Origin of the sequence: Xanthomonas sp. AM6 (genome assembly GCF_025665335.1) — a bacterium.
Taxonomy (GTDB): domain Bacteria; phylum Pseudomonadota; class Gammaproteobacteria; order Xanthomonadales; family Xanthomonadaceae; genus Xanthomonas_A.
This window is the reverse complement of sequence record NZ_CP106869.1, coordinates 1,122,824-1,137,850: the sequence shown is the minus strand read 5'-3', so window position 1 is coordinate 1,137,850 and position 15,027 is coordinate 1,122,824. Positions and strand designations below refer to the sequence as shown.

13 protein-coding genes are annotated in these 15,027 nt (G+C 71.6%); 9 read left to right on the top strand and 4 right to left on the bottom strand.

The features are described from left to right. The first annotated feature begins 38 nt into the window (after positions 1–38). Together OCJ37_RS04710 and OCJ37_RS04705 are read left to right on the top strand one after the other, a co-directional pair. A complete protein-coding gene (locus OCJ37_RS04710) occupies positions 39–656 on the top strand; it encodes a molybdenum ABC transporter ATP-binding protein (protein WP_263112535.1) in 618 nt (205 codons plus the stop codon). A 91-nt stretch (positions 657–747) separates the two neighbouring features. Next, positions 748–1,305 (top strand): flavin reductase family protein, encoded by a 558-nt coding sequence (locus OCJ37_RS04705; RefSeq protein WP_263112534.1) that lies wholly within the window; start codon positions 748–750, stop codon positions 1,303–1,305. Positions 1,306–1,516: 211 nt separating this feature from the next. Here the strand turns inward: OCJ37_RS04705 and OCJ37_RS04700 are convergent, their stop codons facing one another. The 3 genes from OCJ37_RS04700 to OCJ37_RS04690 are packed head-to-tail and all read right to left on the bottom strand — an operon-like array spanning position 1,517 to position 3,994. Then, a complete protein-coding gene (locus OCJ37_RS04700; protein WP_263112533.1) occupies positions 1,517–2,107 on the bottom strand; it encodes a hypothetical protein in 591 nt (196 codons plus the stop codon). Continuing rightward, positions 2,104–3,636 (bottom strand): TonB family protein, encoded by a 1,533-nt coding sequence (locus OCJ37_RS04695; protein ID WP_263112532.1) that lies wholly within the window; start codon positions 3,634–3,636, stop codon positions 2,104–2,106. The genes OCJ37_RS04700 and OCJ37_RS04695 overlap by 4 nt, the downstream gene beginning before the upstream one ends. Beyond that, positions 3,626–3,994, bottom strand: coding sequence for a BlaI/MecI/CopY family transcriptional regulator (locus OCJ37_RS04690; RefSeq protein ID WP_263112531.1), 369 nt, complete (start codon positions 3,992–3,994; stop codon positions 3,626–3,628). The genes OCJ37_RS04695 and OCJ37_RS04690 overlap by 11 nt, the downstream gene beginning before the upstream one ends. A gap of 111 nt (positions 3,995–4,105) precedes the next feature. On the opposite strand from OCJ37_RS04690, the gene OCJ37_RS04685 reads away from it, so the two are divergent. From OCJ37_RS04685 to OCJ37_RS04655, 7 genes are all read left to right on the top strand, one after another. Beyond that, on the top strand, positions 4,106–6,052 hold the full coding sequence (locus tag OCJ37_RS04685; RefSeq protein WP_263112530.1) for an acetyl-CoA hydrolase/transferase C-terminal domain-containing protein: 1,947 nt from the start codon (positions 4,106–4,108) through the stop codon (positions 6,050–6,052). Positions 6,053–6,228: 176 nt separating this feature from the next. Further along, complete coding sequence (locus OCJ37_RS04680) at positions 6,229–7,185, top strand: L,D-transpeptidase family protein (RefSeq protein ID WP_263112529.1); 957 nt, start codon at positions 6,229–6,231, stop codon at positions 7,183–7,185. Between the two features lie 4 nt (positions 7,186–7,189). Then, on the top strand, positions 7,190–7,897 hold the full coding sequence (locus OCJ37_RS04675) for a M23 family metallopeptidase (RefSeq protein WP_263112528.1): 708 nt from the start codon (positions 7,190–7,192) through the stop codon (positions 7,895–7,897). 471 nt (positions 7,898–8,368) lie between these two features. Beyond that, on the top strand, positions 8,369–9,103 hold the full coding sequence (locus tag OCJ37_RS04670; RefSeq protein WP_263112527.1) for a DUF3348 domain-containing protein: 735 nt from the start codon (positions 8,369–8,371) through the stop codon (positions 9,101–9,103). 10 nt (positions 9,104–9,113) lie between these two features. Beyond that, complete coding sequence (locus OCJ37_RS04665; RefSeq protein WP_263112526.1) at positions 9,114–11,450, top strand: DUF802 domain-containing protein; 2,337 nt, start codon at positions 9,114–9,116, stop codon at positions 11,448–11,450. Further along, entirely contained in the window at positions 11,447–12,097 is a 651-nt protein-coding gene (locus tag OCJ37_RS04660; protein ID WP_263112525.1) for an OmpA family protein, read from the top strand. Before OCJ37_RS04665 ends, OCJ37_RS04660 begins: the two co-directional genes overlap by 4 nt. Then, on the top strand, positions 12,087–12,758 hold the full coding sequence (locus OCJ37_RS04655) for a DUF2894 domain-containing protein (RefSeq protein ID WP_263112524.1): 672 nt from the start codon (positions 12,087–12,089) through the stop codon (positions 12,756–12,758). The genes OCJ37_RS04660 and OCJ37_RS04655 overlap by 11 nt, the downstream gene beginning before the upstream one ends. A gap of 215 nt (positions 12,759–12,973) precedes the next feature. Here the strand turns inward: OCJ37_RS04655 and tkt are convergent, their stop codons facing one another. Beyond that, positions 12,974–14,974, bottom strand: a complete 2,001-nt coding sequence (gene tkt / locus OCJ37_RS04650) for a transketolase (RefSeq protein ID WP_263112523.1) — start codon at positions 14,972–14,974, stop codon at positions 12,974–12,976. Between the last annotated feature and the right edge of the window lie 53 nt (positions 14,975–15,027).

The window sequence follows — 15,027 nt, the reverse complement described above, 5'->3', positions numbered from 1 at the left end:
CGGCGCGCACCGCGTTCGCGGCACGGGAGCGCGCGCCGATGCTGAGCATCGACATCGAGGTGCAGCGCGGCCGTTTCCAGCGCCGCTTGCGGGTCGAGGAACAGGCGCGCGTGGTCGCGCTGGTCGGCCCGTCCGGCGCCGGCAAGACCAGCATGCTCAACGCCATCGCCGGCGTGCTGCGGCCGCGCAGCGGACGCATCGCCATCGACCAGCGCGTGCTCTACGACAGCGACGCCGGCATCGACGTGCCCACCCACCGGCGCCGGATCGGCTACGTGTTCCAGGACGCGCGGCTGTTCCCGCACATGGACGTGCGCCGCAACCTCGGCTACGGCCGCCACGGCCGCGGCCGCGCCGAGCGCTTCGGCTTCGATGCGGTGGTGGAGCTGCTCGGCATCGCGCCGCTGCTGGCGCGGCGCCCGGGCAACCTGTCCGGCGGCGAGGCGCAGCGCGTGGCGATCGGCCGCGCGCTGCTGTCACAGCCGGCGATCCTGCTGTTCGACGAACCGCTATCGGCGCTGGACGCGCAGCGCCGCGGCGAACTGATCCCGTACCTGCAGCGCGTGCGCGACGAAGTGCGCCTGCCGATGCTCTACGTCAGCCACCAGGCCGAGGAAGTGGAACGCATCGCCGACGCGATCCATCGGCTGGATTAGGCCTGGCGCGGCGCCCGGGCCAGGCCGCGCCGACGCCGCATTCACTGCCGATGGCCAGACTGGGCCCATCGCCACCGCCGAAGCAGCGCCCATGCGCCGTTACCGCAAGCACGACTTTCCGCTCGACCAGGTGCGCCGGTTCCTCGAACCCGGCCCGGTGGTGTTGGTCGGTTCGGCCTGGAAGGGCCAGCGCGACATCATGACCATGGGCTGGCACATGGTGCTGGAGTTCTCGCCGTCGCTGATCGCCTGCTGCATCTCCAGCGCCAACCACAGCTTCGAACTGGTCCGGCGCAGCAGGCAATGCACGATCAACCTGCCCACCGCGGACCTGCTCGACACCGTGGTCGGCATCGGCAACAGCAGCGGCGCGCACTGCGACAAATTCGCGCAGTTCGGCCTGACCGCGGTGCCCGGCACGCAGGTCGATGCGCCGTCGATCGCCGAGTGCTACGCCAGCTTCGAGTGCCGCCTGCACGACGGCCGCCAGATCGCCAGGCACAACCTGTTCGTCTGGGAAGTGGTCAAGGCGCACGTCGCCACCTCGCCGAAACTGCCCAGGACCCTGCACTACCGCGGCGACGGCAAGTTCATGTTGTCCGGCGCGGAAGTCTCGCGGCGGCGGCTGTTCAAGCCGGAGATGCTGTAGCGCGCCGACACCGCGAGAGCGATGCTGCCGCGATGCATGCAGTGCCACTACCCACGCGCCGCCCCCTTGTAGGAGCGACTTCAGTCGCGACAGCCTTCACCAGCAACGCCTATCGCAAAAGCCCATGGCGAAACCAGGACTCGCTCCGCGATCTGCAATCAGGAGAGAAAAACCAGTCACGGACCCGGGCGCGCACCAGCTCGGCGCGCACTCAACGCCCGCCGCGGCCACCCACCCGCCCGGCCTGCACGCTGGCCTTGCCCTCGCGCACCTCGAATGTGAACGCGTAGGCCAGCGTCACCGGTACCTCTTCCACCGACACGGCATCGTCGCAGCGTCCCTCCACTGCCGGCCGCTGCGCCGGATCGGCATAGGTGCAGATCGCCGCGGGCACGAAACGCCAGCGCGCCACGCCCTGCTGTACCGCCTGCAGCAGGTCGGCATTGTCGGCCAGCGCGCCGGCGCCGCATTCCTCGCGATCGCGCAAGGGCTCGCTGCGCTGGACCTCGCCTAGCGCGGACAGGATCACGCGCACGCACACCGTGGTCGGCGCCAGCGTGCGCCGCGGCGAATCGGCCGGCAGCTGCGGCGTTGCCGCCTGCACCGGCTGCGGCATGCGGAACACCTGCTGCGGCTGCATCGCATAGGCCGCGATGGCGCCGCCCGGTGCGCCATCGCCACGCGGCGCGAGCAGGCGCTGGTCGACCGAGTCCAACCGCTGCGCCTGCTCGCGCGGCGGTTGGCCGGCACAGGCCACCAGGCACAGGCACAGACCTGCCGAACCGATCCGGCGCACGCTCATCTCCGTGTCGCCACGGTCACGCCGCAATACACGCGCCGGGCCGGCCCTTGCCCATCGGACGTGACCACATCGCACATGCGCTGGCCCGTATCGCGCGTATCCGCATCCAGCAGATACCAGCGGTAGCCGTCCGCACCGGCCAGCCCCGCGGGCGCCGCGACAGGATGCATCCCGGACTCGAACGTGACCGGAATCTTTAGCCGGCCACGGATCGCACGCCCGTGCTCCTGCGCCGGCGTGAAGCGCCACTGCCGGGCGGCCGCGATGGCCGCCTGGTCCAGTGCCGCATTGCCGCTGCCGCGACCCAGCAAGCGCACATCGCTGGCCGTACCGGCTTCATCCACGTCGACCAACAACATCACATTTCCCGAAGCGCCTTCGCGCAGCGCTGCTCGCGGATAGCGCGGCGGCAGCAGCATCACTGGCTTGGCAGGCGTGGTCGCGCGCTTGGCGGCCATGTCCGCGGCGCCGGTTGCGGCCGCGAGCGTCATCGGCAAGCGCTTTCCGCTGCTTGCCGGCGCAGCGCCCAGCGCAGCTGCGTTCCCCGCCAGCGCATCCGCATCCGCGGCTTGCGCATTCGCAGGCGCATTGCCGCTCGCCGCCAGCGCGGAAGGCCGCGGCGGCTGCAACGCCCAGGCCGAAGCGCCGCCGCATAGCGCCGCCATCGCCACCACGGCGATGCCGGCACGCCGCCGCCAGCCGGTCACCGCCGGCCGATGCAGCATTGCGATCCGTTGCCGCAAGGTCTGCCCGGCCTGCCAATGGCAGCCGACCGGCAGCGCGATCGCATCCAGCTGGGTCTGCAGCATCGCCTCGGCATAGCTGCGGCGCGAGGCCGGATGCCGCGCCAGCACCGCCGCATCGCAGGCCAGTTCCTGGTCGAAGCGGAACCGCGGCGCGGCCCAGTGCAGCACCGAATTGAACCAGTACACGCAGCGCAACGCCGCCAGCAGCAGGTTGCAGCGGGTATCGCCGCGGGCGATATGCATGCGCTCGTGCGCCAGCACCAGTTCCGCCTGCGCGGCCGGATAGCGCTGGGCGAAATCCAGCGGCAGCACCACGCGCGGCCGCCAGGCGCCGAGCACCAGCGGACCGTGCACCGCGTGCTGCGCGTACAGCACGCCATCGGCGCCCTGCGACAGCCGCCCCAGGCTGCGCCGGTAGCGCCGCTGCTGCCGCCACAGCGCGACGGCCATCGTCGCGGCGCCCAGCAGCCACAGCGCAGCCAGCCAGAGCGCGGCCTGGTTGCCTGCGGCCGACAGCGCACCGTCGGCGCCAGCCGACGCCTGCGACGCGCCCACCCACACCTGCGGCAGCGCCAGCGCCCGCACCGCGGGCAGCGCCGGGCGCAGATCGCCAGGCAGCAGCACCGCCAGCATCGCCAGCGGCACCACGCTCCACAATGCGTAGGCGACGCTGGCGCCGAACATCCGCCGCACCGGCGCGCGCAGCGCCAGCACCGCCACGATCGCCGCGCTGCCGGCCAGCGCCGTCGCCCATATTCCCGCTACGAAGTGTTCAACGCTCATCGTCCAGCTCCTGGATCAGTCGTTTGAGTTCGGCGATATCGGCGTCGCTGAGCTTGCCGCGTTCGCTGAAGTGCGCCACCAGCGGCGCGATGCGGCCGCCGAACAGGCGTTCGAGCAGGCCTTCGCTCTGTTGCTGCACCCACTGCTCGCGCTGCAGCAGCGGCGCGTACAGATAGCGGCGGCCCTGTTTGTCGGCGCGGATCGCGCCCTTGTTGAGCAGCCGGTTGAGCAGGGTCTTGACCGTGGGCTCGGCCCAGCCGCCATGCCCGGCCAGGGCTTCGAACACCTCCTCGGCCGCAAGCGGATGCCGGTTCCACAGCACCTCCATCACCACCGCTTCCGCATCGCTGATCGACATAGCGTTTACGCCTGTAATTTTTATCGATTACACGGGTAAACGAACGCCGTGTCAAGCGCCGATCGCAGGTCGCCGAAACATGCGACCGCAGGGCTCGCCTAAGCTATGCCGATGACCGAACACCTCGAAGACCTCGACGCCGTCGCCGACCTGATCCTGCAACGCATCCCCGGCACGCTGCGCATCGGCGCGCCGCTGGGCATCGGCAAGCCGCATCGCCTGCTCAACGCGCTGTACGACCGCGTCGCCGCCGATCCGCAACGGCCGATGCAGCTCTACACCGCGCTGTCGCTGAATCCGCCGCCGGCCGGCAGCGGGCTGGAAGGCCGCTTCGTGCGGCCGTTCGTGCAGCGCCATTTCGGCGAGGATTTCCCTGCGCTCAAGTACGTGCAGGCGTTGCAGCGCGACGCCTTGCCGGCGCACATCCAGGTCGAGGAGTTCTACATGCAGTCCGGCGCGCTGCTGCACTCGGCGCAGGCACAGCGCGGCTACACCAGCCTCAACTACACCCATGCCGCCGACGCGGTGGCGCAGCGCGCGCCGAACCTGATCGTGCAGAAGGTGGCGCGCGAACCCGGCGGCACCCGGCTGTCGTTCTCGTGCAACAACGACATCACCCAGGACACGCTGGACGCGGTGCGCCGGCGCGGCCTGCCGCGGCCGCTGCTGGTGGCCGAGGTCGATCCGCAGCTGCCGTGGATCGGCGGCAGCGCGGCGGTGGAGCCATCGTTCTTCGACGTGGTTGCGACACCGCCGGGCCCGTACCCGCGCCTGTTCGGGCTGCCGCGGCAGCCGGTGGCCGATGCCGACTACGCGATCGGCCTGTACGCGAGCGCGCTGGTGCGCGACGGCGGCACGCTGCAGATCGGCATCGGTACGCTGGCCGATGCGCTGTGCCACGCGCTGGTGCTGCGGCACACCGACAACGCGCGCTACCGGCAGGTGCTGGCGGCGCTGGACCCGGCGCTGGAAGCGCACCCGGCAGTCCAGGAATGCGGCGGGCTGGCGCCGTTCTCGGTCGGCCTGTTCGGCTGCAGCGAGATGCTCAACGAAGGCTTCCGCCAGTTGGTTCAGTGCGGCGTGATCCGGCGCAAGGTGCTCGACGATGCGCAGCTGATGCAGCGCGTAGCCGACGGCAGCGCCGATGCCGACGACCAGGCGCGGCTGCAGCGCGACGGCGAATACCTGCAGGGCGCGTTCTATCTCGGCTCGCCCGAGTTCTACGCCTGGCTGCGCGAGATGCCGCCGCAGGCGCGCGCCGCGATCGGCATGCGCCGCATCAGCGAGATCAACCAGCTCTACGGCGGCGAGACGCTGCGCCGCCTGCAACGGCGCGAGGCGCGCTTCTTCAACTCGTGCATGATGGCCACCGCGCTCGGCGCGGCGGTGTCCGATGCGCTGGACGATGGCCGCGTGGTGTCCGGGGTCGGCGGCCAGTACAACTTCGTGGCGATGGCGCACGCGCTGGAGGACGCGCGCAGCGTGCTGATGTTCCGCGCCACCCGCGGCGAGGCGGGAGCGCTGCAGTCCAACCTGCGCTGGAATTACGGCCACACCACCATCCCGCGCCACCTGCGCGACATCTACCTCAACGAATACGGCATCGCCGACCTGCGCGGCATGACCGACGAGGACTGCGTGGTGGCGATGACCGGGCTTGCCGACGTGGCATTCCAGCCGGCGCTGCTGCAACAGGCCAGGCAGGCGCGCAAACTCGGCGCCGATTTCGTCGCCCCGCCGCAGTGGCAGCGCAACCGCGCCGAGCGGGTGCGCGCTGCGCTGGCGCCGTTCCGCGGCGACGGCACCCTGCCCGACTATCCGCTGGGCAGCGACTTCACCGAGGTCGAGCAGCGCCTGCTGCGCGCGCTGGCCTGGCTGAAGCGCAATACCGCCGGCACCGGCGCGAAGCTCGCGACCGTGGCGCGCGCGCTGCTGTCGCGCGAACCCGCCGACGCGGCATGCATGCAGCGCATGGCGCTGGAGGCGCCGCGCGGCCTCGGCGAACAGGTGCAGGCGCGCCTGCTGGCCTACGCGCTGCGGCGGACTGCGGCGGGGTGAAGTCGCGGCGGTGCATCCGTGCGCCCTGTAGTTCCCATGCCGAGACCGCAGGCAGCAGGACTCGAGCGCACCGCTGCAAGGCCGCAATCACCTCCGGTCATCCGGCAGCCAGCCATTTCACGCGGGCTAGTCGCCGCGCCTGGGCATGGTGGGCGAAATCCCTGCTGGAGCCGTCGATGTCCCGTCTATCGCTTCCACTCGCCTGCCTCGCCGTGCTGTTCGCGAACGCGGCCGGCAGCGCGGCGGCGCAGCCGCCCGCCAAGGCCGCCGCCACGCCGGCGCCGGACAGCGGCGAGCGCTCGCTGCTGCGTGCGCAGGTGTTGCTGGACCGCGCGCACTTCTCGCCGGGCGAGATCGACGGCCAGGCGGGATCCAACCAGCGCCGCGCCGTGTCCGGTTTCCAGGCCGCACGCGGCCTGACCGCCAGCGGCGAACTCGACGACGCCACCTGGCAGGCGCTGGCGCAGGACGCCGCGCCGGCCCTGGTCGCCTACACGCTCACCGCCGAGGACGTGGCCGGTCCGTTCCCCAAGATCCCCGAGGACACCGCGGAAAAGGCCAAGCTGCCGGCGCTGGGCTACACCTCGGTGGAAGAGCGCCTGGGCGAGCGCTTCCACGCCGCGCCGGCGCTGCTGCGCGCGCTGAATCCATCGACCGACTTCAGCCAGGCCGGCGCCAGCGTGCAGGTGCCGAACGTGCTCGGCACCGCCGCGCTGCCCAAGGCGGCCAAGCTGCTGGTCGACAAATCCGATTCCACCGTGCGCCTGCTCGACGCCAACGGCGCGATCCTGGCGCAGTTCCCCGCCTCCACCGGCAGCGAGCACGATCCGCTGCCGATCGGCGAGTGGAAGATCAAGGGCGTGGTGCGGCAGCCGACCTTCCACTACAACCCCAAGCTGTTCTGGGACGCCGACAAGACCGACAAGAAGGCGACGCTGGCGGCGGGCCCGAACAACCCGGTCGGCGAGGTGTGGATCGACCTGTCCAAGGACCACTACGGCCTGCACGGCACGCCGGATCCGGCGCGGGTCGGCAAGGCGCAATCGCATGGTTGCGTGCGCCTGACCAACTGGGACGCGCTGACCGTGGCCGCCGCGGTGAACGCGTCGGTGCCGGTCACCATGCAGGAGTGAGCGCATGCGGATCGTGCTCGGCATGGCAGTGCTGATCGCGGCGGCGGCGCTGGGCTACTGGCTGCTGCACGGCGACCTGGTGCAGGTGCGCCCCAGCCCGGCGCCGTCGGCCGCCGTCGCCACTGCCGCCACGCCGGTGGCGGACGCCGCTCCCGGTGCCGCGAAGGCGCAACCCGCGGCCGCGGCGGCAGTGCCTGCGCCGGCCGCGCCGGACACTGCGCAAACGCAGCCGGCGCCGGCGGCAGGCGCCGCCACGGTCCCTGCCAGCGCCTCCGACGGCCTGCTGATCCCGGTGCAGGGCGTGACCCGGGACCAGTTGCAGGACACCTTCACCGACGCCCGCAGCCAGGGCCGCCGCCACGACGCGATCGACATCCTGGCGCCGGCCGGCACGCCGGTGCTGGCGGTCGCCGACGGCAGCGTGGAAAAGCTGTTCGACAGCGAACGCGGCGGGCTCACCGTGTACCAGTTCGAACCCGGCGGCCGTTACGCGTACTACTACGCGCACCTGCAGCGCTACGCGGACGGGCTGGCCGAGAAGCAGGCGATCCGCCGCGGCCAGGTGATCGGCTACGTCGGCAGCACCGGCAACGCCGACCCCGGCGCGCCGCACCTGCATTTCGAGATCCACCGGCTCGGCCCGGAACGGCAATGGTGGAAGGGGGAATCGCTCAACCCGTATCCGCTGCTGCGCGGGGAGCAGCAGTTGTAGGCGCAGCCGCGGCGAAGTCGCGGCCTGGACACGGCGCGCAGGCCACTGGGAGCTTGCCTGCGGCGCAGTAGCGGCCCGCAGGGTCGGAAACGCGCGCCCTGGCCGGTGCCGTCCGAACGACGCTCCCGAGGCCATCTAGCGCCAGTCCGTGGTCCGGCCTGAGCCCAAAACCCAGAATCGGGCCATTCCGAACTCATGTTGGCGCCGCGGATCAGGCGCCCTTTCCACCAAGCCACGCGAGCCCGCGACCGCGCCTGCAGCCGATGTCCGCATCCCAAACTGACCCGATGCATCCGGCCCGCTACGCGCGCGGCACCGGGCTGCAGCATGCGGTCCACGACCGGTTGGCGCCTCCACACCGGGTGCCTTTGAGCCGCAACGGTCCGGCCGGCGGGGTTTTCGGCCCGCCGCTAGGGCGTTCCCGGCCCCGGATGTCATTCGCGTGTAAAATTGCGCGCTTTGCGCAGAAGCATGGCGAAAGCTCCTCCACGGCCGCCTGTCCCGGGCCCGGCGTTCATTCGCCTCCTCGCACGTCTCAGCGACGCCGACATGGCGCCGTCCAGCCCGGCGCTGGCCGACCGCCTCGGCCAGTGGATCGACTGGACGCGCGCCGTCGCCGTGTCCAGGGCCCTGGACGGCAAGCTGCCCGCCCTCGACGACGAGGCGCCCGCCGCGGGCGTGGACGAGGACGAATGCGCGCGCGCACGCACTGCGCTGGAGGAGGCCATCTGCGCCGATCCCGCCGCAGGCACCGGCCGGCCACGGGCCACTGCGCAAGGCGAGGGCGCCGACGCGAACGCGGCAGCCGACTACGCGCCGTTCCGCGAGCGCTACCTGTCGCTGCAGCGGGCGATGCTGACCGCCACCGGCCGCCTGCGCGGCCAGCTGCGCGACACGCTGGCGCGGTCCTCGCCGGACATGGCGCGGCTGGCGGAGCTGGACGCGGTCATGGAATCGACCCTGAGCCCGCGCGAGCAGACCCTGCTGTCCGCCGTCCCGGCGCTGCTGGGCCAGCATTTCGAACGCCTGCGCGAGGCCGCGCACACCGTGCCGGCCGCCGCGCAACCGGCGGACGCCCCACCGGCGGCCGGCGCCGGCGCCTGGCTGGACGTGTTCCGCCAGGACATGCGCAGCGTGCTGCGCGCCGAGCTGGACGTCCGCTTCCATCCCATCGAGGCGCTGCTCGCAGCGCTTCGCACCCGCTGACCGAGACATCATGTCCAAGACCATCTTCCATTCCGTCGTGTTCCTTGCCGGCCTCGCCGCCGTGGGCTGGATCGGTGCCGGCTACCTCGGCACCAACCCGCTGGGCGTGAGCTTCGCGCTGCTGATCGGCGCGTGCTACGTGGCCGGCGCGCTGGAGCTGTACCGCTACCGGCAGGCCACCGCCAGCCTGGTCCGCGCGGTGAACGAGGCCGATGCGGCGCAGTCCGACCTGGGCGGCTGGCTGCAGCGGCTGGATCCGAGCCTGCGCAACGCGGTGCGCCTGCGCATCGACGGCGAGCGCATCGCCCTGCCGGCGCCGGGCCTGACCCCGTACCTGGTCGGCCTGCTGGTGCTGCTGGGCATGCTCGGCACCTTCCTGGGCATGATGGCGACCCTGCGCGGCACCGGCCTGGCGCTGGAGAGCGCGACCGACCTGCAGGCGATCCGCGACTCGCTGGCCGCGCCGGTCAAGGGCCTGGGCTTCGCCTTCGGCACCTCGATCGCCGGCGTGGCCAGCTCGGCGATGCTCGGCCTGCTCGCCGCGCTGTGCCGGCGCGAGCGCCTGCAGGCGGTGCAACTGCTCGACCTGCAGATCGCCACCACCCTGCACCCCTATTCGCAGGCCTTCCAGCGCAGCGAAGCGTTCAAGCTGCTGCAGCGGCAGACCGAGCTGATGCCGGCGCTGATCGACCGGCTGCAGGCGATGGCGGCGAGCGTCGAGCAACAGGGCGCGGCCAGCGGCGACCGGCTCGCGAGCCACCAGGACGCCTTCCATGCCCGGACCGAGGCCGCCTACACGCGCCTGGCCGGCGCGGTGGAGCAGTCGCTGCAGGCCGGCGTCGCCGAGAACGCGCGCGCGCTGGGCGCCGCGCTGCAGCCGGTGGTGCAGGCCACGCTGGCCGGCCTGGCGCGCGAGACCGCCGCGCTGCACGAGCAGGTCGGCCAGGCCGTGCAGCGGCAGCTGGACGGCCTGGCCGCCGGCTTCGAAAACGCCGCCGCGCGCGCCGCGCAAAGCTGGGACGCCGCGCTGGCGGAACAGCGAAGCAGCAACGAGGCCCTGGTGCAGGACCTGCGCGGCGCGCTGGACGGGTTCGGCGACGGCTTCGCGACGCGCTCGAACGGCCTGCTGGACGCCGTGTCGACGCGCCTGGACGCCACGGCGGATGCCGCCAGGCACGCCTGGAACGATGCGCTGGCGCGACAGGAAGACCTCAACGACCGCCTGGCGGCGCGCAATGCGCAGGCGCTGGAGGCGGTCGCCGCACGCCTGGACGCCACCGCGGACGCGGCGCAGCAGGCCTGGAACGATGCGCTGTCGCGCCAGCAGGAACTCAACGCGCAATTGGCCACGCGCAACGCGCAGGCGCTGGACGCGATCGCGGTGCGCCTGGACGCCACCGCGGACGGCGCGCAGCAGGCGTGGCGCGATGCGTTGGCGCGCCAGGAGGAGGTCAACGCGGGGCTGGCGGCACGCAACGAACAGGCGCTCGGCGCGGCCGCCACCACGCTGGAAGCGCGCGCGGCGGCGCTGGTCGCGGTCATGCAGCAATCGCACGCGCAACTGCAGGACGCGCTGCAGGCGCGCGACCAGGCGCGCCTGGCCGCGTGGACCGACACGTTCGCCGCGATGGCCGCCGCGGTGAACGCGCACTGGGAACAGAGCGGCGACCGCATCGCGCAGCGCCAGCAGGACATCTGCGACACGCTCGAACGCAGCGCAGGGGCGATCGCGGCGCAGACCCAGGCGCACGCCAGCGAGACCATCGCCGAGATCTCGCGGCTGGTGCAGACCGCCTCCGAAGCGCCGAAGGCCGCCGCCGACGTGGTCGCCGAACTGCGCCAGAAACTCTCCGAGAGCATGGTCCGCGACACCGCCATGCTGGACGAGCGCAGCCGCCTGCTGGACACGCTGCACACCCTGCTCGACGCGGTGAACCACGCCTCCACCGAGCAACGCACGGCGGTGGACGCGCTGGTCACCACCTTGGCGGACCTGCTCGATCGCGTCGGCGCGCGCTTCACCGACCACATCCAGGCCGAGACCGGCAAGCTCGAATCGGTCGCCGCGCAGGTCGCGGTCGGCGCCACCGAAGTGGCGAGCCTGGGCGATGCCTTCGGCGGCGCGGTGGAGGCCTTCGGCCAGGCGAACGCGGCGCTGCTGGAACGCCTGCACGGCATCGAGCAGGCGCTGGACAAATCGCTGGCGCGCAGCGACGAGCAGTTGGCTTATTACGTGGCCCAGGCACGCGAGGTCATCGACCTGAGCATGCTGTCGCAGAAGCAGATCATCGAGGAACTGCGCCAGCTGCCGGCAGGGCCCGCGCATGGCGGGGCCGAAGCGGCATGAGCGACGAGCTGGAAATCGACGCCGAGGCCGGCGCGCCGATCTGGGCCGTGTTCGGCGACCTGATGTCGGTGCTGCTGGGCGCCTTCGTGCTGATCCTGATCGGCGTGATCGGCGTGCAGCTGCAGCTGTCGCACAAGCTGGACGAGGAAGTCCGCCAGCGCCAGGCCGAGGCGCGGCAACGCAAGACCCTGGAACAGGCGCTGGCCGCGCCGCTGGCGGCCGGCCGGGTGACCCTGGTCGATGGCCGCATCGGCATCCGCGGCAGCGTGCTGTTCGCGCTGAACTCCGACCAGTTGCAGCCCGAAGGGCGCGAGCTGCTGAACAGCCTGGCCGCGCCGCTGGCCGGCTACCTGAAGGCGCGCGGCGAGATCCTGATGGTGAGCGGCTTCACCGACGACCGCCAGGTGCGCGACAGCAACCGCCAGTTCGCCGACAACTGGGAACTGTCGGCGCAGCGCGCGCTGACCGTGACCCGTGCGCTGATCGACGAAGGCGTGCCGGCCGACGCGGTGTTCGCCGCCGCGTTCGGTTCGCAGCAACCGGTGAGCCCGAACGTCGACGAAGCCGGGCGCGCCAGCAACCGGCGCGTGGAAATGGCGCCGCTGCCCAAGCTGTCCAAGTCCGCCCCGATCCCGCATGCGCGCTGACCCGACAACGGCGAGCGCGCGGATCGCGGCATGGCGCGCGCAGCATGGCGCGCGCGTGGATCCGCTGCGCCTGCGCTTCATCGAGGCGCTGGCGCGGCGCGCCGACGCCCACCAGGGCCAGGCGCGGCGCCTGCTCGACCAGAAGCTGTCCGCGCTGCTCGACGCCTACGCTGCCGACATGGCCGGGATGCCGGCGGCGGCGGTTGGTGCCGATGGCGGCGCCGATACCGATACCAACGCCAAGCACGCTGGCGCCACACCGGCCGCCCCGCGCGGCCCGCTCGGCGAGCTGCTGGAACTGTTCGCAGACGCCGCACCGAACACCGCCGCCTCCGCTGCACCGATCGCATCCGCGCCGGTGCCCGCGCTCGACGATGCGCGCAAGCTGTGGACCGAGTTGCGCAGCCGCAGCCAACTGCGGCAGTCGTTGCAGCAAGCGCCATCGGGCGCCGGCCCGCTGAACTCCGGCGTGCTGGTGCACCGCGCGCTGGCGCTGATGCGCACGCTGTCGCCAGGCTACCTGCAGCAGTTCCTGGCCTACGTCGACACGCTGTCGTGGCTGGAGCGGATGCACGAGGACGGCGTGCTCGCGACCCGGCAAAACCCCAGCGCCGCCATCGGCAAGAAGCCGGCGCGCGGCAAGCCGCGCAAGCGCAGCTGAAATCGCGGTCGCACGTGCCTGGTGCGCCGTCCGATCAGCGACGACAACGCCCCTTGTAGGAGCGGCTTCAGCCGCGACAGGCCTTACCGGTGACGCCTGTCGCGGCTGAAGCCGCTCCCACAGGAGGTGCATCTGGATTCCGCGACGGCGCAGGCACACGCACAAGAAAAAGGCCGGCTTGCGCCGGCCTTTTCCGTTCCCGCGGGAGACGCGCGTTACAACGCCTTCGCCGCCGCGACCACGTGCTCTGCGGTGATCTCGAAGTACTTGTACAGTTCGTCGGCCGGAGCCGAGGCGCCGAACGTGTCGATGCCGACCACCGCGCCATCCAGACCCACGTACTTGCGCCAGAAGCCGGTGACGCCGGCCTCCACCGCCACGCGCTTGCGCACCGCGTTCGGCAGCACCGATTCGCGGTAGGCCGCGTCCTGGCGGTCGAACACGTCAGTGCAGGGCATCGACACCACGCGGGTCTTCAGGCCCGCGGCGTCGAGCGTCTTCTTCGCTTCCACGGCCAGGCCCACTTCCGAGCCGGTGCCGATCAGGATCACGTCCGGCGCGCCGCCCTCGGCGTCGGCCAGCACGTAGCCGCCGCGCTCGATCTGCTTGATCTGCGCGTCGCTGCGTACCTGGAACGGCAGGTTCTGGCGGCTGAACACCAGGCAGCTCGGGCCGTCCTGGCGGGTGATCGCGGCCTTCCAGCACACCGCCGACTCCACCGTGTCGCACGGGCGCCACACGTCGTTGTTGGGGATGTAGCGCAGCGAGGCCAGGTGCTCGACCGGCTGGTGGGTCGGGCCGTCCTCGCCCAGGCCGATCGAATCGTGGGTGTAGACGTGGATCGCATGCGCCGGGTTCAGCGCGCTCATGCGCACGCCGTTGCGCGCGTAGTCGCTGAACACCAGGAAGGTGGCGTCGAACGGGATGAAGCCGCCGTGCAGCGCCAGGCCGTTGGCGATCGCGGTCATGCCGAACTCGCGCACGCCGTAGTACACGTAATTGGCGTTCGGGTCGGTGCTGGCGACCGACTTGCTGGCCTTCCACAGGGTCAGGTTGGAATGCGCCAGGTCGGCCGAACCGCCGACCAGTTCCGGCAGCAGCGGCGCGAACGCCTCGATCGCCATCTGCGAGGCCTTGCGCGAGGCGATGGTCTGCGCCTCGCTCGCCTGCTTGGCGATGTAGGCGTCGGCCTGGGCGATGAAATCCTCCGGCAGCTCGCCGTGCGAGCGGCGGGTCAGCTCCGCGGCCTCGGCCGGGAACTGCTTGGCGTACTTGTCGAACGCCTGCTCCCACTCGGCCTGGCGCAGCGTGCCGGCGCCACCGGCGCGCCAGCCGTCGTAGATCTCCTGCGGGATCTCGAACGGGCCGTACGGCCAGCCCAGCGCCTTGCGCGCGCCTTCCAGTTCTTCCTTGCCCAGCGGCGCGCCGTGCGAGGACTCCTTGCCGGCCTTGCTCGGCGCACCGAAGCCGATCGTGGTGCGGCAGCAGATCAGGGTCGGCTTGTCGCTTTCGGCGATGGCGGCCTCGATCGCGGCCTTGATCGCATCGGCGTCCTGGCCGTCGACATCGCGCAGCACGTGCCAGCCATAGGCCTCGAAGCGCGCCGGGGTGTCGTCGCTGAACCAGCCGGCGGTGTTGCCGTCGATGGAGATATGGTTGTTGTCCCAGAACGCGACCAGCTTGCCCAGGCCCCAGGTGCCGGCCAGCGACGCGGCCTCGTGCGAGATGCCTTCCATCATGCAGCCGTCGCCCATGAACACCCAGGTGCGGTGGTCGACGATCTGGTGCTCGGGACGGTTGAAGCGCTGCGCCAGCAGCTTCTCGGCCAGCGCGAAGCCGACCGCGTTGGCGAAGCCCTGGCCGAGCGGACCGGTGGTGGTCTCCACGCCGGGGGTTTCGCTGCGCTCGGGGTGGCCGGCGGTGCGGCTGTGCAGCTGGCGGAAGCGCTTGAGTTCTTCCAGCGGCAGGTCGTAGCCGGACAGGTGCAGCAGCGCGTACTGCAGCATCGAACCGTGGCCGTTGGAGAGCACGAAGCGGTCGCGGTTGAACCACTTCGGATTGTTCGGGTTGTGGCTGAGGAAGTCGTTCCACAGCACTTCGGCGATGTCGGCCATGCCCATCGGCATGCCGGGGTGGCCGGACTTGGCGGCCTCGACCGCATCGGCGGCGAGGAAACGGATCGCGTTGGCGAGCTGGCGGCGAGTAGGCGTCGTCATGTGGGTTCTATTGGACCGTGAGCGGGCGCGGGGGCGTCGGGTCCATCATTGTC